This window comes from Clostridium aciditolerans, from assembly GCF_016316925.1.
GTDB lineage: Bacteria > Bacillota > Clostridia > Clostridiales > Clostridiaceae > Clostridium_AM > Clostridium_AM aciditolerans.
Window position 1 is genome coordinate 44,947 of the sequence record NZ_JAEEGB010000035.1, and the last position, 17,959, is coordinate 62,905.

The 17,959-nt window shown below is 29.5% G+C and carries 20 protein-coding genes; 19 read left to right on the top strand and 1 reads right to left on the bottom strand.

The genetic code is table 11. From position 1 onward, the window contains the following. Positions 1-30 precede the first annotated feature (30 nt). The 19 genes from I6U51_RS19170 (at position 31) to I6U51_RS19260 (ending at position 15,992) form a co-directional block, all read left to right on the top strand. The gene (locus I6U51_RS19170) at positions 31-474 is read left to right on the top strand and encodes a hypothetical protein (protein ID WP_211144175.1); all 444 of its coding nucleotides are present in this window, start codon (positions 31-33) and stop codon (positions 472-474) included. 273 nt (positions 475-747) lie between these two features. Beyond that, positions 748-1,209 (top strand): hypothetical protein, encoded by a 462-nt coding sequence (locus I6U51_RS19175; RefSeq protein WP_211144176.1) that lies wholly within the window; start codon positions 748-750, stop codon positions 1,207-1,209. An 18-nt stretch (positions 1,210-1,227) separates the two neighbouring features. Continuing rightward, entirely contained in the window at positions 1,228-1,545 is a 318-nt protein-coding gene (locus I6U51_RS19180) for a hypothetical protein (protein ID WP_211144177.1), read from the top strand. A gap of 82 nt (positions 1,546-1,627) precedes the next feature. After that, the gene (locus I6U51_RS19185; protein ID WP_211144178.1) at positions 1,628-2,185 is read left to right on the top strand and encodes an RNA 2'-phosphotransferase; all 558 of its coding nucleotides are present in this window, start codon (positions 1,628-1,630) and stop codon (positions 2,183-2,185) included. A gap of 77 nt (positions 2,186-2,262) precedes the next feature. Further along, positions 2,263-2,841 carry an HD domain-containing protein gene (locus tag I6U51_RS19190; RefSeq protein ID WP_211144179.1) on the top strand — a complete coding sequence of 193 codons (579 nt, stop codon included), beginning with the start codon at positions 2,263-2,265 and terminating at the stop codon, positions 2,839-2,841. A gap of 55 nt (positions 2,842-2,896) precedes the next feature. Continuing rightward, positions 2,897-3,190, top strand: a complete 294-nt coding sequence (locus tag I6U51_RS19195) for a hypothetical protein (protein ID WP_211144180.1) — start codon at positions 2,897-2,899, stop codon at positions 3,188-3,190. A gap of 64 nt (positions 3,191-3,254) precedes the next feature. Continuing rightward, the gene (locus I6U51_RS19200; RefSeq protein ID WP_211144181.1) at positions 3,255-3,677 is read left to right on the top strand and encodes a hypothetical protein; all 423 of its coding nucleotides are present in this window, start codon (positions 3,255-3,257) and stop codon (positions 3,675-3,677) included. Positions 3,678-3,725: 48 nt separating this feature from the next. After that, complete coding sequence (locus tag I6U51_RS19205; RefSeq protein WP_211144182.1) at positions 3,726-4,361, top strand: SMI1/KNR4 family protein; 636 nt, start codon at positions 3,726-3,728, stop codon at positions 4,359-4,361. 115 nt (positions 4,362-4,476) lie between these two features. Further along, the gene (locus tag I6U51_RS19210; protein WP_211144183.1) at positions 4,477-5,046 is read left to right on the top strand and encodes a DUF4303 domain-containing protein; all 570 of its coding nucleotides are present in this window, start codon (positions 4,477-4,479) and stop codon (positions 5,044-5,046) included. Between the two features lie 132 nt (positions 5,047-5,178). Beyond that, positions 5,179-5,565, top strand: coding sequence for a hypothetical protein (locus tag I6U51_RS19215; protein WP_211144184.1), 387 nt, complete (start codon positions 5,179-5,181; stop codon positions 5,563-5,565). Between the two features lie 21 nt (positions 5,566-5,586). Further along, positions 5,587-8,991, top strand: a complete 3,405-nt coding sequence (locus tag I6U51_RS19220) for a DUF4132 domain-containing protein (RefSeq protein WP_211144185.1) — start codon at positions 5,587-5,589, stop codon at positions 8,989-8,991. Between the two features lie 58 nt (positions 8,992-9,049). After that, on the top strand, positions 9,050-9,769 hold the full coding sequence (locus tag I6U51_RS19225; protein ID WP_211144186.1) for an endonuclease V: 720 nt from the start codon (positions 9,050-9,052) through the stop codon (positions 9,767-9,769). 54 nt (positions 9,770-9,823) lie between these two features. After that, on the top strand, positions 9,824-10,456 hold the full coding sequence (locus I6U51_RS19230; RefSeq protein WP_211144187.1) for a hypothetical protein: 633 nt from the start codon (positions 9,824-9,826) through the stop codon (positions 10,454-10,456). A gap of 322 nt (positions 10,457-10,778) precedes the next feature. Then, positions 10,779-11,114, top strand: coding sequence for a hypothetical protein (locus I6U51_RS19235; protein ID WP_211144188.1), 336 nt, complete (start codon positions 10,779-10,781; stop codon positions 11,112-11,114). Positions 11,115-11,206: 92 nt separating this feature from the next. After that, on the top strand, positions 11,207-11,941 hold the full coding sequence (locus tag I6U51_RS19240; RefSeq protein ID WP_211144189.1) for an AAA family ATPase: 735 nt from the start codon (positions 11,207-11,209) through the stop codon (positions 11,939-11,941). A 103-nt stretch (positions 11,942-12,044) separates the two neighbouring features. After that, complete coding sequence (locus I6U51_RS19245; RefSeq protein ID WP_211144190.1) at positions 12,045-13,115, top strand: suppressor of fused domain protein; 1,071 nt, start codon at positions 12,045-12,047, stop codon at positions 13,113-13,115. 51 nt (positions 13,116-13,166) lie between these two features. After that, complete coding sequence (locus I6U51_RS19250) at positions 13,167-14,096, top strand: hypothetical protein (RefSeq protein ID WP_211144191.1); 930 nt, start codon at positions 13,167-13,169, stop codon at positions 14,094-14,096. Positions 14,097-14,159: 63 nt separating this feature from the next. Beyond that, positions 14,160-15,035 (top strand): helix-turn-helix domain-containing protein, encoded by an 876-nt coding sequence (locus I6U51_RS19255; protein ID WP_211144192.1) that lies wholly within the window; start codon positions 14,160-14,162, stop codon positions 15,033-15,035. A gap of 48 nt (positions 15,036-15,083) precedes the next feature. Beyond that, positions 15,084-15,992 carry a hypothetical protein gene (locus tag I6U51_RS19260; RefSeq protein ID WP_211144193.1) on the top strand — a complete coding sequence of 303 codons (909 nt, stop codon included), beginning with the start codon at positions 15,084-15,086 and terminating at the stop codon, positions 15,990-15,992. A gap of 558 nt (positions 15,993-16,550) precedes the next feature. On the opposite strand, the gene I6U51_RS19265 is transcribed toward I6U51_RS19260, so the two are convergent. After that, positions 16,551-17,909, bottom strand: coding sequence for a hypothetical protein (locus tag I6U51_RS19265; RefSeq protein WP_211144194.1), 1,359 nt, complete (start codon positions 17,907-17,909; stop codon positions 16,551-16,553). Positions 17,910-17,959 lie beyond the last annotated feature (50 nt).

Here is a 17,959-nt window from a genome sequence, read left to right on the forward strand (position 1 = left end):
CATATAATTGCACAGAAGGAAAGAGTTAAAATGCAAAATTGTTTTTTTGAATTTGAAATTAATAATGAAGATAAGTTTAAAAAGTTACAAGACTTTTATTATGCCATAAAATTAAGTAAGGATGAGGAAATAATTATATCAAGTGATTCGAAATGGATTGGTTATTTTGATGAAGATACTCTTATGAAATTTTGGTGGCCTTCATCAGAGGAGATTGAAGAGTATGCAAGGTTGTGGACAGAAACGCCAGTGGAAGAGCGCTTTACATGTGCAGCATTGCAACATCCATGGGATTTTGAATCAATGATAGATGCATTCGCTAATGGAGAGTATCATTTCATATCATGTGAAAAGCTATCTGAAAGAAAAGGAAGAATTGAATATAATCCATGGTGCTGGCCATACGGTGGAGCTGATTCTTTTAGAGCATTAATAGAATATCATGGATTTAAAATACTTAGAGAAAATATTTAAGACATTTCTTAAAGCACTTTTGGCATTTGCACCTTTAATAATGTTTTTTTCTTAACAACTAATTTAATATTATCAATCATAGATTTAAGAAGAAAAAATAGAAAGAAAATCCTTTATATGTATAGCTATTGTTCTTTCAAGTTTATATTTTTTATCTATAATTGGTGGAATAATTATTGTTTTATTAATATAAATGATACAGAAACTAATAAATCGAATTATTAATAGATATTGATTTTATTGATATAATTTTAAACTTACAGGAGGAGAAAAATGAATAAAGAAAGAATAAAAAAAACTTTACAGGAATTTGGACTACCTGAAAGTGTAGCAGACTACTATGCTAATCTTGAGATGAAGGATAAGTTTGCATGGTTAGCTGCATTTCGTTTTGTAAGACCGTTAAATAATAGTCTTGAATTTTATAAAAATGAATATGGAGATATGTTAAGGAGCAGAATTGAAAGAGATTTAGAAAATTCAGAAGTTGAAACAGAACTCTTAAAAAAAGGAGCGACACCTGAACTATTAGGCCAATTCGCTTATGAAATAGCTTTAACAGCATTTAATGAAGTTCTATATCGTTTATCAGACCCTGCAGGAGGCGATTACGATTTAGAAAATGAAGGAGAAGGATTACCAGCTTGGAGCTTGAGGGAAAGAGGATTAAATTATGAAGTTACAGAGAGACCTTTAGCTGAAACACATAATTTAATTCCGTTTTCAAATTTATAATGAAAAGAGAAAAATTTTATGAGTTATAACTTACATATAATTCGAGAAGATAATATAAACAATTCAATAACTTATGATGAAATAGTTAGGTTAGTAAATACATGTTCGGAATTAAATTTGAGAGACAAAATGGAAATTAAACTACCAACAGGGGAAGTAATGACAGTTCCAGGAACTTATATATTATGGAATAAAAATGAATTTAATGTTGTGTTAAGTTATCATGAAGGAAAGATAAGTTCAAGTTATATAAGTGATGATGGTATAAGCAAATTAAAAGAAATAGCATACCAGTTAAAAGCCAAAGTTATAGGAGATGAGGGAGAGGAATATTAACATATAAAAAATAGAGTAAGTTAAGTAAAATCAATTGATGTAGCATAATGAAGACTAGATACTAGAAGGATGCGGAAAATATATGATAAGTAAACGAGATATGAAATTTAGTAAATTTATAAGCTTAGTATTAAGACATAAACCTGAAATAATAGATTTACATATGGACGAAGAAGGATATGCAAGCGTAAATAAACTTGTTGAAGGCATGAATAAAAATGGTATGGATATTACAAAACAGGACTTAGATAGAATAGTTGCTGAAGACAATAAACAAAGATATTCTTATAATTTATCTAATGATGAACCCAGGATTAGAGCTAATCAAGGTCATTCTATTCAAGTAAATCTTAATTTAAAGCCAGTAGTTCCGCCTGCAGAATTATACCATGGAACAGCTAAGAGATTTCTTAATAGTATTCTTAAAGATGGCATAAAAAAGGGCGGTAGACAATATGTGCATTTATCAAAAGATATTGAAACAGCTACAAAAGTTGGTGCTAGGTATGGTGAAGTAGCAGTATTAAGAATAGATTCTTATAGCATGATTAAGGATGGGTATGAGTTTTATTGTTCAGAAAATGGTGTTTATTTAACAGACAATGTACCAACCAAATATATAATAAACAATGAAAATTAGATGATAGATATAAGTGTTATACAACTTCTTATATTAAAATTATAGGACAAACTATATATTAAGCGAGGTAGAAATATATGAATACAAGACAACTTATCAATATAATGTCTGTTGCAGAAAATTTAAAAAATAATACTCGTCATTCATGGACATCATCTCATCGTCACGAAAGTGTTGCAGAACATAGTTGGCGTTTGTCTTTGATGGCGTACTTGATAAAAGATGAGTTTCCAAACGTTGATATAAACAAAGTTATTCTAATGTGCATATTTCATGACTTAGGTGAAGCTATTACAGGGGATATTCCCGCTTTTAATAAATCGGAATGTGATGAAATTGTTGAGAGCGATGCAGTTTCTCAACTACTTTGTAGTTTACCGCAGCCATATAAGGCAGAATTATCTGATCTGTTCGTAGAAATGAACGAACAACAAACGATAGAAGCTAAAATTTATAAGGCACTTGATAAGATGGAGACACTAATTCAACATAATGAAGCGGAGATATCAACATGGATTCCGCTTGAATATGAGATGAATCTGTCATATGGGACAAAGGAAGTTGATTTTTCAGATTATATGAAAGAATTAAAGCAAACGATATATAAGGATTCCATACAAAAAATAAAGGCTGCAAAAGAATCCAAAAATTTTTAAAGGAACAAAAACTAATTTAATAAGTAATTATAAAATAGATCCATCACTTGAGGATTTGGACAAAGAGGTATCCTTACCTAATCCTCTAATAGTCAGTAATATAACTGTTGAAGAGGCAGCTAAAATAATAGATATGATTGCTGAACTTAAATCACCAGAAGGAATGGAAGAAGTTGAAGAAGTATATCCATATATAAATTATTACATAGAACTATTGGAAAAAAGTATACCACACAATAATATTTCAGATTTAATTTATTGGTATGATGTTGAGGAATATGGACATGAACCAACAGCAAGAGAAATCGCAGAAAAGGCATTTAAGGATAAAAACGAAATTATATTGTAAACAAGTACATAATTGATGAGGGGTATGGGGAAAAGGTAAATGTACATGATGGGAGGTTTAAATAATGGAAAGAAGTTTGAAAAGCGATGTAGTTACTACAGCAGAAAATTTTACTAAAAATTTTTCTGATAGAGGAAACTTCAATTTTAGTGTAGAAAGTTTGCAGGAATTAGATGATATATTGGATGAATTAAATGATTACGAATTTGATGAGAATGCTTTGTATTCAGCTGCTTCAATGGCTGGTAGCTATATCTTTGAGGTAGCAAGAAGAAATTATGGAGGGGAATACTATTGGGTTGAAGAGAAGAAACAACCGGTTCTTGTAACTGGCCAACCTAACTTTTCTGTTTCAATATATGCCTTTGAAAAAGCAAAAGATAGAATTGTAAATGGAAAAGAAGATAGTATACCATTTTATTTTAAAGGATACATAGAGGCAGTTGAAAAAGGTAGGAAAACTGGATATCATGCAACTATTTTATAATGCAAGAATATAAAGTAGGAATTGAAAGTATTCAGTAGTAAAAATAATATGGGTAAATCAAAATACGGAACCTTAATAAATATTTACAATGGTAATCCTTTGTATAAAGAAGAGGTGAATTATAAAAACATGCAAAAGCAATTGGAAATTTTAGATAAACATTTGAAGCTATCAAGACCGGATTTTTATTCAAAGCTCAATGTGCCACTGAAAGAAAATGAAATACAGGCTTTAGAAGAACAATTTAGTATTACATTACCTGCTGACTTAAAAGCTTTATACCAATGGAAAAACGGACAAAATGATCAGTGTTGTGATTCTTTTGTAAATAATTCAATGTTTATGCCCTTAGAAGAGGCATTGGATGCTGCTAAAGAGATGACTGAAATGATTGGTTTTGATTTTGAAATTGATAATTGGTGGAATGAAAACTGGATACCTTTATTCCATAATGGCGGTGGAGACCATATTTGTTATGACATGGGTGACACTTTTACTGATCAGAAAGGACAATTAATTGAATTCTGGCATGCAGATAATGATAGAAATGTTATTGCACCAGATTTGAAATCTTTCATTGAAGCTATAAATCAGTTTTATGAAACAAAAGCAGTAATGGAGTTTGATGAATACTTTCAAGTAGACAATATAAAAGATTTTCCTAAAAGATTTTATCTTGAATAGGGAGTAAAGAGCGGGCAGTCATCGGATAAACAAATTTGTATTATATGGGAAAAAGCGTGAAAAAGTAAACCGATTGGAAGAAGAAGAATAATTAGATTGAAAGGAGATAAATTTAATGCAATCAGAATTTAATTTCAAAAAATTCAAAGAGGAAGTCATTTTAGCTACAAAGAAAGCTTTTTTAGAAATTATGGAAGAATACAAAGATTCTACAGTATATGCATTCTCACTAATTTGTGATTCATCTGTTAATTCTATAGGGGTTGTAGCAAATACAAAAGAAGCATTAGAGGAACAAATAGAAGATGAAGAAGATAGGTATTATTATAAATTTTGTGAGCAAGAATGGGAAATATGGGATGCTGCAGATAATGAATTTCAAGAGATTAGAAATACTTTAGTAGAATTCCAGGAAAATAATAAAGAAAAAATAAGTGACTCAGAAACATGCATATATACAGAATTTTTTAATGAATTTAGAGAAAAGATTTTTGATATATGTGTACAAGCTTTAATAGAAATAAAAGAAGAGAAATTCTTTGAAGATAAGTGTAAGGAAAGTATTGCCATTAACTTTATGGTACCAGAGTATTTAGATGAAGACTATTCTGTAGAAATTTTCAGTAAATTGAATAGTGGGATAGTAGTGGAAGAATATAAAGAGCATATTGAAGATTTTATGTAGTAAATAAAAAAATAAGATTGTGATTTAACCAATATACATTAGTAAATTATATATATGGTAATGTAATGATATGGATGTGAAACAAAAGTAGGCTAGTACTAAGTTTTCAATCAAACCTAGGGAGGTAAATATATGGATGACTTTTATGTGAATAAAGTTGAAATTAATGGAAATGAATACGTTGAAATTAATAATGATATACAGTTAAAAAACATCATAGACAATATTAGAGATGAACAAGTGAATGAAATTGCTTTTTATAGAAAAGATAAAAATGTCATACTAAATGTATTTGCAGATGTTAGTAAGTTCCATATTTCTATAATAGATGAAGATAAAGGAATGAATTATTATTTTAATTCTCAAAGTAACAATAAAGAATTAGTGGAATTAGGTGGTAACTTTTTTGATGCTAACAACATATGTTACGATCAAAATGTACTTGAAAGAATTGTAAACAAATTTGTATTATATGGGGAAAAATATGAAAAAGTAAAATGGTTAGAGGAAGAAGAGTAATTAGATTAAAGGAGAAAATATATGGACGAACTATTAAACTTACTAAAAGTTAACCTTTGCAATTGTTCTTTAAAGGATGAAGAAGTTCAGAAAATTAAAGAATATATTGAAAACGGAGGGGCATTGGATTATAGCAATAACTACAAATACAATATAAGCCCTCGTGGAGGTCAGTATAAGATACAAGAGAAGTTATGGGAACTAATGGATAGTTTTATGAATGATAAAGATATTTTTAAAAGACTTTTAAATGTATTTTTTATTATAGGTGAAGATAGCTTTTTTAAAATGTTATATAGCAGATTCTATTCTATAAGTAAAATTTTAGATTATTTAAAATACATGGATAACAAAGAAAGATTTTTATTATGGATCATAAAAGATAATTCAAGTTACTCTTTTTATTCAGATTATGTGAGAGAAATAATTACAGTCTCTGAGGAATTAATAAGGGAAGATAAGTTAATACTTTCAAAAGCTTTTTTGCTATCAGAAGATGATTTTATAAAAGTGGTATTCGCTATTATAGCGGTTAAAAATTCTTGTGATTTACCTGAGGATGGAGAAAGTTTTGTAAAAGCCTATCTTGGTGATATTAATAATATAAATAAATACTTAAAAGATAAACAAATAGCTTTAGTTAAGTTCTTGTACTATGCTCACAGTGAAAGTGAAGAATTTGTACATATTGTCACTAATATAGTTAACAACAGTCATAACAAGAGAAATATATTTGATGAATGGATAAGATTCATTAATGCATATGATTCTAAAGCTAATGCTTATGATATTGCAAACGCTTTTGATATTGACAAGAGATTATATGTGATTAGGTTAATAAATCTATATATTAAAGATGAAAATAAGAAGGTACTTAAAGAGATAAATGAAAGAATAAAAGAAATACCATTAGTATTCAGAGAAACTTTAGATTTTATTAATAAGAGCAATCTTGAAGATGTAGAAAGACTTACACTTGCTTCTTTTATTTACAATCATTCAAGAGAAGATGAGGATTTAAAAAAGCTTAATCAATATATTGGACAAGTTTTAAGTGGATACATATATTTCTGTAGAGATTCTGCTGAAGTATCTCTATTAGAAAAAACTAAGGCTTTACAATATGTATTAGAAGGAAAAAATAAAGATTGTATAAATGAATATACTGCTAAAGCTGGAAATGTAGAAGGTGCAGGGCGTTTATGGAGTTTTCATGCTCTTTGCTTTAAATTAATTTATTCTATAAATGAAACTAGAGAAATTATGTATAGATTTTTAGAGTTTGTTCTTAAAGCTGAAAGATATTCATTATCATCTTCTATTATAGATAAAATAATAGAAAATCAGTCTATGAGTTATATAAGTTTTGCTAAAGAGCTTACTAATAAAGATATAAGTGAAAAACATTTGATTTTAACAGCAGACAGAGCTCTAAATGAATATAATTTTAGAAGTCAATCAAAGGTTATAGAATATTTAGGTAAGTTGTGTTTAGAGGAAAATATTGAGCTTATAAATAATATAGAGATATTAAATATTAACGTGAAAGAAATAGTACTTGAAAAACTATTTAATGTAAATAATGAAAAGTATGCTCCTATTCTTATTAAATATCTATCTGATAATTCTAAAATTATAAGAGATAAGATGGTAACCCTTCTCAGCTCTTATGAAGGCTGCAAAAAAGAAGTGTTAAGTGAGTTAAAGAGTAAAAAGTTAGCAGTGAGGGAAGCGGTTGCTAGGATTCTCACAAACTTTGACATGAGAGATTCAGTTAAAGAGCTTCAAAAGTTTGCAGACTCAGAAAAGAATGAAAAGGTTAAAGTATTATTATTAAATATTATAAATGCGGATTATTTAGATAATGAAATACTTGAAACAGCTGAAAGTATAAGTAGATATTGCACTGAAAGGTTGAAGAAGACCGCCTATACTGCGCCAGAATGGATTCCTGTAAGTGTATTTCAAGATATAAGATATGAGGATGGAAAAGTAGTATCAAAAGATGTAATAAATTATTTAATAAGCAAATACTCTTTAGAGAATATTGTGGAAAGAAATCTAACAGCAGAAAAGGTAATTAAAAAATGTAATAAGCATGATTTAGATAAGCTTGGAAATGAGATTTTAAACCTTTGGATTAACAATGGTGCAGATACAAAGCAAAAATGGATTTTAGGATTAGTTTCAGCAGTAGGCGGCTTCAATGTTATTAATGAATTGAAAGTTCAAATAGATATATGGTCTAAAAATTCAAGGGGTGCTATTGCCTGTGATGCTATAAAAGCTTTGGCGTTAAATGGAAGTGATCACTGTTTAATAGTAATAGATACAATAGCAAGGAAATTTAAGCATAAACAGATTAAAAAAGCGGCAGAAGAGGCTTTTGTCTTTGCAGCCCAAATGCTTAATTTAACAGAGGAAGAGCTGGAGGATAAAATAGTACCGGATTTAGACTTTAATAAAAGAGGGGAAAGAGTATTTGAGTTTGGCAGCAGAAGCTTTACAGTAACTTTAAATTTGGATTTTTCTTTAAAAATTGTAGACAGTAATGGCAAGACAATTAAAACCTTACCAAAACCAAACAAATCTGATGATGAGTTAAAAGCTAAAGAAGCATCAGATGAATTTAAAAATCTTAAAAAGCAAATTAAAACTGTAGTTTCTATTCAAACTTTAAGACTGGAAATGGCCCTTTCAGCAAATAGAATCTGGAAGAAAAAAGATTGGGAAAATTTATTTGTAGAAAATCCTATTATGCATAATTTTTCTCTTGGCTTAGTGTGGGGAGTATATGCTGAAGGAGAATTAAAGGATACCTTTAGATACATGGAAGATGGTACTTTTAATACAAAAGATGAAGAAGAATATGAACTTCTAGAAGATTCTCTTATAGGACTTGTACATCCTTTGGAAATGGACGAAGAGACATTAAATACTTGGATACAGCAATTTGAAGATTATGAAATAGTACAACCTTTGCTTCAACTTGATAGAAAGGTTTATAAGGTAAATGAAAAAGAGAAGGAAATGAAGTCTGTAGAACGTTTTGGAGGTACAAAAATTAATGGACTTTCATTAGTGGGTAAGCTTACTAAAATGGGCTGGTATAGAGGCTCCGTACAAGATGGTGGCGGATACTATCAGTTCTATAAAGAAGATGAAAAAATAGGTATTGGTGCAGAACTTTCTTTTGAGTGGCTTTCTGTTGGTTACGAAAATGAAGAAACCACTATTTATGAACTGACTTTCTACAGGGCTAATACAGTTGAAAGAGGAAGTTATGTTTATGATGAAATAAGAGAGGAAAATATTATTGTTCCATCAAAAGTACCAGAAAGATTTTTTAGTGAAATACTTTATGATGTAGATAGAGCTTTAGAAGCTAAAATTGGTTTCATTGCTAATTGGAAGCTAAATCGATAGAAAGATTTGAAAAGATAGTTTAGCTGAGCGTAAATTTATTGAGAAGGAGCTAATTTTAGTGAAGGTAAATTATATTCATGACTTTAATCAAAAGACAGAAGAAGAATTTTTAAATATACAAAATAGCTTAAAAGGGAAAATTAATATTACAAATAAAATAGATTTAGAAAACATAAAAGTGTGTGCAGGCATAGATATCGCTTATTGGGAAAAAAACAATGAAACCTTTGGAGCTTGCAGTGTAGTAATTATTGATTTTCAAACTAAAGAGGTGTTAGAAAAAGTTTATAGTGTTGGGAAAATATCTGTTCCTTATGTTGCAGGATTCTTAGCTTTTAGGGAATTACCTTTGATATTAGAAGCTGTAGAGAAAATTACAGTTGAGCCAGATGTTTTTATATTTGATGGCAACGGATATCTTCATCACAACAATATGGGTATAGCTACACATGCAGGCTTATTTTTAAATAAACCTACTATAGGAGTAGCAAAAACATATTTAAAAATAAATAAAGCAGATTTTATTATACCGGAAAATGAAGTAGGAGCATATACAGATATAATTGTAAATCAAAAGGTTTATGGAAGGGCTGTAAGAACTAGTAAAAATGTAAAGCCTATATTTGTTTCTTGTGGTAATAACATAGACATAAATAGCTGTTATGAAATAGCAATGAACTTAGTATCTAAAGACAGTAGGATACCTGTTCCAACAAGACTTGCTGATATAGAAACACATGTTTTGAGAAACAAGTTTTGTAATGAAAATATAAGATAAATAACTTATGTTGTTTAAGTAATTAAAAAGTAAAAAATGATAGGAGAATGGTTTATGATAATAGAAACAGTAAAGCTTGTTAAAGTTAAAGAAGAATATATAAATTCTATGGAAGGACAAGATAAACTAGTAAGTATTATAAATGGTGATGTAAATTGTGATCATATGATTGAGTATAAAATTACTGACCATGTTATAAGCGCAATTTTTATGGAAGATTATTATATTAAAAATTATTGGTATGATAAAGAATATACAAAAGAAAGAGCAGTTCATGCTTTATTATTTGGAGTAAGCGATTTTAATTATACATATACTCCTTGGGAAACTCAATTAAGAATAGAAAATCCTACAAAGGAACAAATTGCACAAGAAATTATTGAAATGTGGGGTATTGATCCAGAGGATAAAGAAGAAATTGAAATGATGGAAGGTTCTTTAACAAATCATGATAACCTCGGATTAAGATATATGTCAGTTGAAAATATAAAGAAAGTAATAGTAGATTTAGAAAACTCAGATATATTAAATATATGTAAAGAGGTAGAAAAAGAACTTAATTCTAATGGAATTAGCTTTGATGAAATTAGTGAAAAGGATATAAAATTCATAGAATCTTTAAAAGAATTTCTTAAAGAAACAATAAAAGATGGTAATGGCGTTGTATATGCTTTTGATGAGGTTTAAGGAATAAATTAAATTTAAAATGAGCTTATGTAAAAAAGAGTTGCATTAAATAAAAAGTAAAAGATGTTTTATTAAGGAGAAGCTATATAAACTGAGTGAACATATAGAAATAAATTTAGATGATATACAATGGAAAGAAAAATTAACAACATTAATTAGCCAAGAAGAGGAGATTATATTTCCTATTAAATGTAGTGGTAAATTTATTAATCAAAAATTAACACCAACTTTAATTGTAAGTGATTTTAATAAGGAAAAAGAACAAATAGTAGAGAATACCCTTAGGTTTATTTCAGAAAACTTTAACGCAATTTATGAAAACATGTTAAAGTCTTTAGTTAAAAGCTTTAAAAATTGGGATATATACGATGCTAATAACAAAAAAGATTACTATGTAAACACAGAAGAAGATTTAGATAAAATGCGTTATGAGGGTAATTTTATTAGTCAAATAATAGTTAATTGTAATGAATTAGAAGATGGTTTTGCATATTATTCTTTTAAGTTTGAATTTAATTATTGCAGGTTTGGTTTTGAAGATGGAACAGAATCGGTTATGTATAAAGATAAGATTATATTCTGGGATGATGGAAATAGTATGGAATACATATATTCTTTTAAGGAAATATTGGAATCAGGTAATCATTATCCAGTTTAGTAAATTATTTATGGCTTTTATACTTAATGAAAAAGGATATTAATTGCATTAGTATTTTTTTAAGTAAAGTGACTTGGAGGATTAATTTGTAAGTGAAAAGATTTAAATTAAATCAATATTTAAGAACGGTAAAGCTTTGTAGAGAAAATATAAGTTCATTTTCTGCATATCCATTTTCGTTGGAAGCAGTACGGAATTTATCCACTTTAGATTTTCATCCTAAAGTAACATTTATTGTAGGAGAGAATGGCACAGGAAAATCAACCATACTTGAAGCAATTGCCATAGCGTATGGATTTAATCCTGAAGGTGGAACAAAGAATTTTAACTTTTCAACTATGGATACTCATTCAGAGCTATGTAATTATCTAAAATTAATAAAAGGTGTTAAAATGCCGGAGGATGGTTTTTTTCTAAGAGCAGAAAGCTTCTATAATGTTGCAACTAAAATTGATGAGTTAGGAGTTGCAAGATCCTATGGAGGGGTTTCATTGCATGACCAGTCACATGGAGAATCTTTTATATCATTATTCATAAATAAATTTAAAGGAAATAGCTTGTATATTTTAGATGAGCCAGAGGCTGCATTATCACCATCCAGACAAATGACCATGCTTGCAAGAATGCATGAACTAGTGGAGCAGGGATCTCAGTTTATAATTGCTACACATTCGCCTATTATAATGTCTTATCCAGATGCTGTAGTATATGAATTAAAAGGCGGATTTAAAGAAGTAGAGTATAAAGATACTGAGCATTTTCAAGTCATGAAGCAATTTGTAAATAATACCGAAAAAATGTTAGAGATACTTATGAATTCATATTGAAATGTTGTGTTCAAAGGATGAATGGGATGCTGAAGATTATTATGACGAAATAGGAAATAACAATAGGTAAGTTATTTTTATATAAATTTAAGGGGGAATTGTTATGTGTAAAGAAGATAAAGATGAAGTACAAGCTATAGGATGGCAAGCAATTGATGATGCGTTAAAAAAAATATATAAAGATCAAGAGCCTAAACATTATGGCACAATGATACCTTATTTCTTAGGTGGGAATGACCCTTTACAAGGAATAAGTGCTTATGAAAGGAAGGAGCCTATTCCACATTGGCATATTGTTACATATGGATTTTCAGAGCTTTATGAGAAAGAATGGGAAGATCCAGATTACAGCGGGTATGGATTTGAACTTACTTTTAGAGTGAAAAAACAAGATTCAGATACTGAACCACCAAACTGGGCGTTAAACTTTCTTCAGAATATTGCAAGATACGTATTTTCAACAGGAAATTATTTTAAAGCAGGACACTATCTAAATGCTAACGGACCAATTGCTGCTGGAACAGACTCATTAATAGGAGCTATAGCTTTTGTTGAAGATCCAGAATTACCATCTATGGATACACAAAATGGAAGAGTTGAGTTTTTACAAGTAGTAGGAATAACTGTAGATGAGGAAGATACAATAAAGTGTTGGAATAGCACTGAAGTTTTAAAGGTATTTTCTAAATATATGCCTCTATACATAACGGATTTGAACAGGGATTCTTTATTAAATAATGAAGAGATAAAGATATTAATAGAAAAAGGTGCTGAGAGAGACGGATCAAGCACAGGAACGTTGTTTAATGATAAGCTTTCTTGGAAAGAGAACAAAGGATTATTTACCGGGAAAAGTTACGAAATCACTATAGGTGCACACCAAGCTGAAACTATAGGAAAAGTTTTAAAAGGCCGCATTCTAAAGGACAGACCATTAACTCTTATTGGCAAGGAAAGCAATATAATTATTACTTATTCTAAAGAGCCAGCGGTGAAGGTTGATGAAAATGATTTAGAACTTATGATAAGCAAAGAAACAGCACTTGAAATAGCTTCGGAATTAATTCCAAAGGAAAAAAGTTTTACTTTAAATACAATGAAAAAGGTAAAGTTTAATATAGAGAAAACAGAAATAAGGGATCAAGAAGGCAAAGTAGTACAAGTTATTGGTTAAAGTTAATGTATTTATAGAAGGGTATAACTTTATTTAATAGGTGGTGGTAAAATGTATTTTTTGAGGTTTGCTAAGAAGGACCAAGAATACATTCATAATTTAAATCAGTGGATATTGGAGGGGTATAGAGAAGATTTTTCTTCTATAGAAGAAAAAATTGAAAAAAGCTATTGTAATCCACTTAATTTAGCAATTGAAGAATTCAAGGATGGAAAAGAAAACGTTGAAAGGTTTAAATCTAGGTTAATGCATATATTATATTTTGCTGGAAGTGATATTAAAGCTCAAGGAATGCTTGACAGAATGTTATTGGGAGCTATCGATAGGCAAATTTCTGGTATATATACAAGGGGAAGATTGGCCTACATTAAAACTAATATAAAAGATTTTGAATATGATTATGCTGATTGTTTGCATTGTTATGATATTATTGATGCACTTGCTGTAAGAGATTTTAAAGTTATTGAAAAATATATTTTAAGCATACCAGGACCAGCAAAAGAGGGACATAAATTTTCAATACTGCTTTGTAATTCTTTATATAGCATTTTAAAGAAGGATGACAAGGAGATGAGTATAGCCGCAGAAAATATTAAAAAATTTAATGAAAAATCGGTTTTCGATAAGGCTTTAATAAGTTCTGTGTTGGCTATAATTTATGGAGACTTTGCTGAATTAGAAGCCAATATAAATATAATGCTAAAAAACAATAAGAAAAAGTTTAGTAGTGATGGAGAACAAAAATATATTTGTCTTACTGCTCATGGGATTGTAAATTTAGCAGAATATTTGCATGGAGATTCAAATTTGAATTTTGTAAATGATATAAAAAGCCAATATTGGGATTTAGAGTTTTACAATGCTGTAAAAAATAATAATGATAATTTAAAAGATTTTTATGATTTTACATATATGAATTCAATTTTACAAAATTGGATTGCAAATTTACCTATAAAAATAAAATTAGAAGATTTGATGTAGAAAACAATATTTTTAATGCATTTGTAAAAGAACATAACTCCATTTAATTAGGAGGTGCAAAAGGTGCAAGAACTATCAAATTTATTTAAGCCAATAACTGTTAATATACTAAATAAATCAGATAACTATATGGAAATTGTACCCTGTAATGATTTAAATCCTTATATTAGATGCTTTTGGGGTAGTCCTGCACCTTACAGAAATAAAGAATCGACTGTAAGTAATTTGAGCAGAAATTTAGTGATTCCAGATTGCTGCATGGACATTATCTTTGATATAGATTACTGCAGCAATAAATTAGACAACCTGTTTTGCAGTATAAACGATTCACCTTTTTATACAGCAGAAGTGAAAAAATCCTCTATAGTTTCTACTTTCGGCATTCGCTTTAATTTTTGGGCTGTCCATTTGTTTTCAGATAAGGATTTACCTAAAGCTTGTAATGAATTTTCAGAGGTAGATAATTATTTTAAGAATTTGAAAAAGGATATAGAGAACATAGTTATTAAATACCATAGCATTAAAGAAAGGGTGTATCATGTAGAAAAGTTACTACTTAGAAAGCTTTATAACAAGCCTTTTAGCAACAGCAACTTACTAAATGGAGTATATCATATTTTGCAAGCCAAAGGCGCAACAACAATTTCTAATATTAGCCAGTATACCTGTGTTAGTTCACGTCAATTAGAGCGTATCTTTAGAGAATACATAGGTATAACTCCTAAAAAATGCTGCAGCTTAGTTAGATATCAAAATATATGGAAGGACTTAGTCTACAAAAGAAACTTAAGTTTTAGTGATATTACCTATAATTATGGTTATTCAGATCAAGCCCATATGATTAATGATTTTAAAAAATATCATGGCAGCACTCCATCGAAATCTATTGAAGAGTTAAATAAAGGAATGTCGCATTTTTACAATACCAAAATAGATTAAGACAGTAAACTAAATTCATAGTACAAAATAAAATTTGTGAGGTGCGCTATGGAAAAGTTACAAAAAACTCAAATGGAAAGTATACAGAAGCATATATTTAATAATGCTAGAGACATTGAAAAAGCAAAGTGGAATTACCTTTTTAATAATAGAAGTAAAGAAGCTATAGTGTCAGAGTTAGTTAAATATCAAAATAGTGATGGTGGTTTTGGAAATGGACTAGAAGCGGATATTTTATTACCAGCATCATCAAGTATAGCATCTACAGAAGCGATTCTTATTGCATATGATTGTGAGCTTAACTGTGAAGAGCCTTGGTTTAAAAACTTGCTAAGTTACTTTGAAAAGACCATTCAAAAAACACCGTCCTTTTGGGAGAAGGTGCCAAAGGAAGTGGAGAACTTTCCGCATTCGCCTTGGTGGGCTTATGCAGCTGACACTAAGTTTAGTCCTAATCCTTGTGCTGTTATTGCTTCAGCTTTTATTAAATATGGAACTGATGGACAAAAGTCTTTAGGTTATGAAATAGCAGCCAGATGTATAGAGTTTTTAAATAGCAATGAACTTTGTGATGAACATGATTGTTATTGTATGCAGAGATTGTTTATAGTACTCAAAGAATTAAACTCTACTTTAATTGATGATATAGCTATAAAATCTATGGAAAGAAGAATATTAGACTGTCTTTGTACTGATGAGAGTAAATGGACAGAGTATGTGCCACAGCCTTTGGATTTAGTAGATTCACCTGAATCACAATGGTATAAACTAGTTGAGCCTTTTGTGGAAAAGAACTTATACTTTTGGCTTAATACTTTGAAGACAGATGGCTTTTGGAGCCCTAATTTTTCCTGGGGAATAGATAGTGAAATGGCTAGGAATGTTACAAAAATTTGGGTTTGTTATATAGCTGTAAAGAGAGTGAAGATTTTAAAAGCTTTTGGACTTATAAAATAAATCATAAAAATTACCAGTATATAATAAACATAAAGAGGTTACTATAATAGCATAGGGTATGTGACAGTTGAGCGAAGATTCATATATGCTTTGAAAGAGGTATATATGAATCGACCAAAGATTATATGTAGGTTATTTTATAATAGCTTATATATAGTCAGAGGGAAGATTCTATATTGTAGGGAAAAGCTTTTATATAGTCTATATTAGACTATATAAAGGTTCCAACTTATGATATAGGGTCGAGCTAAGATTATATGGAGTGTTGAGATGATTATATATAGCCGAGAGGTTATATATGGTTGTGTAGATATTCTATATAGTCGAAGAAACCATTATTATAGGTAATGAACTGCTTTATTATGGTGGGAACATCATAGTATGGTAATAGATGTTATATATAGTGGTGCAACTTAGATTATTACGTGCTCTATTATGAAAGAACTGTAAGTGGATTTTTAATCATTAATCTGCTTATGGTTCTTTTTATTTAATACAATAATTATTATTTTTAAGGAGATACAAAAGTATCTCCCATGTACATAAAAATTTAAAGTTTTAATTGTCAAAGCTAACAATATAAGTATTTATAGGAGCAGTGCTTGTGGTGTTAGCAAAAACGGAGTCTCCATAAGTAAAGGACAGAGCTGTACCTGTGCTATCCCAACGTATATTTGAAAAGTGTGGAGGTACAGTTACCCTTCTTTCTTCAATGCTACCATCTTGTTTTGGTTTTTTAACTATAGCATAGTTATCTGGAGCATTCTTATCTTTTAAGCTGGAAAGCTTGACTATTTCTTTTATAGCTCCACTTTGAGTATCTATAACTTTAATAGATGAATCAGAGTCATTATTATTCTTGTTAGAACCTATTTGAGAAGCACTTTCAACATAAACAGCTTTACTACCATCAGGGGATAGTATATAGTTAAAATTAAATGCTGCGCCGCCAAATCTACCTTTAGGCAATTTAATCTCTTGAATTGTTTTACCTGATTCATTTAAAACAAGGGCTCCAAAAGTCCTGTTTACATAAACTCCGTCAGAAGATTTTTCACCGTTATTATTAAAGTTATCAATTATAATGGTTTTACCTTTTTTATCTGCATGCAAGGAATACTGATTTGAGAAAATAGTGCTTATTTCTTTAGTATTAATATCTACAGTGCGTAATTTAACTCCTTCTTTTCCGTTTTCACCTTGAGTATAATAAAACTTTCCTTCTACACTATTTCCTAAATCTTTAATATCATCAGTACCGGATATCCAGGCAGAATCCAGTTCACCAGCCTTGTAACTTCCATCAGCGTATACTTTACCTGTAGTATCAATAATTGCCCATTTATGAAAATAATTTGCTAAAATTTTATTGTTACCTACCCATATAAATTCTGCATCACTATTAAGCTTTTCCGTATTTACGGCTGTAATTTCTCCTGTAGATAAATTTAATAGTTTTACATTTTTATGAAGCAGATCTCCTGAATCAAGAGCCTTTTTCCATTCTTCACCACCAATTTTAGGAATAGTTCTCGCCTCTGCATAAAGAACATATTTTTTATCAGGAGATACACCTAAAAACTCATCTATGTCCACATTTTTAAAGTCTTTAGAAGCCTTGGTGCTTAAATTATAAATACTGCAGTATCGTATAGGTATAGTAGAATCTGGATTTTTAAATTCACTCTTTTTAGTTAAAGTCAAAACCTCATTGTCATTTAGCCATGCTACACTTTCAATATTTGCGTATTTATCAATTTGAAATCCATTTTCGTTGGCTTTAGCAGATGACTTGTATGCCATTACTTTTATATCTTTTCTAGATGAAGCAGAAGTGTTATGGGTAATTACAAATTGACTTATACTACCTATAATTCCTACTGTTAAAATTAGTGATATGATCTTTTTCCTACTCATTGAATTTTCCTCCTTTAATCTTCCTGAGGTTATAATAGCAAAAAATATTC

Coding starts and splice junctions, on each gene's coding strand:
- I6U51_RS19245 (WP_211144190.1), top strand. CDS start 12,045: ATGTGTAAAGAAGATAAAGATGAAGTACAAGCTATAGGATGGCAAGCA.
- I6U51_RS19175 (WP_211144176.1), top strand. CDS start 748: ATGAATAAAGAAAGAATAAAAAAAACTTTACAGGAATTTGGACTACCT.
- I6U51_RS19230 (WP_211144187.1), top strand. CDS start 9,824: ATGATAATAGAAACAGTAAAGCTTGTTAAAGTTAAAGAAGAATATATA.
- I6U51_RS19210 (WP_211144183.1), top strand. CDS start 4,477: ATGCAATCAGAATTTAATTTCAAAAAATTCAAAGAGGAAGTCATTTTA.
- I6U51_RS19215 (WP_211144184.1), top strand. CDS start 5,179: ATGGATGACTTTTATGTGAATAAAGTTGAAATTAATGGAAATGAATAC.
- I6U51_RS19260 (WP_211144193.1), top strand. CDS start 15,084: ATGGAAAAGTTACAAAAAACTCAAATGGAAAGTATACAGAAGCATATA.
- I6U51_RS19235 (WP_211144188.1), top strand. CDS start 10,779: ATGTTAAAGTCTTTAGTTAAAAGCTTTAAAAATTGGGATATATACGAT.
- I6U51_RS19220 (WP_211144185.1), top strand. CDS start 5,587: ATGGACGAACTATTAAACTTACTAAAAGTTAACCTTTGCAATTGTTCT.
- I6U51_RS19250 (WP_211144191.1), top strand. CDS start 13,167: ATGTATTTTTTGAGGTTTGCTAAGAAGGACCAAGAATACATTCATAAT.
- I6U51_RS19190 (WP_211144179.1), top strand. CDS start 2,263: ATGAATACAAGACAACTTATCAATATAATGTCTGTTGCAGAAAATTTA.
- I6U51_RS19180 (WP_211144177.1), top strand. CDS start 1,228: ATGAGTTATAACTTACATATAATTCGAGAAGATAATATAAACAATTCA.
- I6U51_RS19265 (WP_211144194.1), bottom strand. CDS start 17,909: ATGAGTAGGAAAAAGATCATATCACTAATTTTAACAGTAGGAATTATA.
- I6U51_RS19185 (WP_211144178.1), top strand. CDS start 1,628: ATGATAAGTAAACGAGATATGAAATTTAGTAAATTTATAAGCTTAGTA.
- I6U51_RS19200 (WP_211144181.1), top strand. CDS start 3,255: ATGGAAAGAAGTTTGAAAAGCGATGTAGTTACTACAGCAGAAAATTTT.
- I6U51_RS19170 (WP_211144175.1), top strand. CDS start 31: ATGCAAAATTGTTTTTTTGAATTTGAAATTAATAATGAAGATAAGTTT.
- I6U51_RS19205 (WP_211144182.1), top strand. CDS start 3,726: ATGGGTAAATCAAAATACGGAACCTTAATAAATATTTACAATGGTAAT.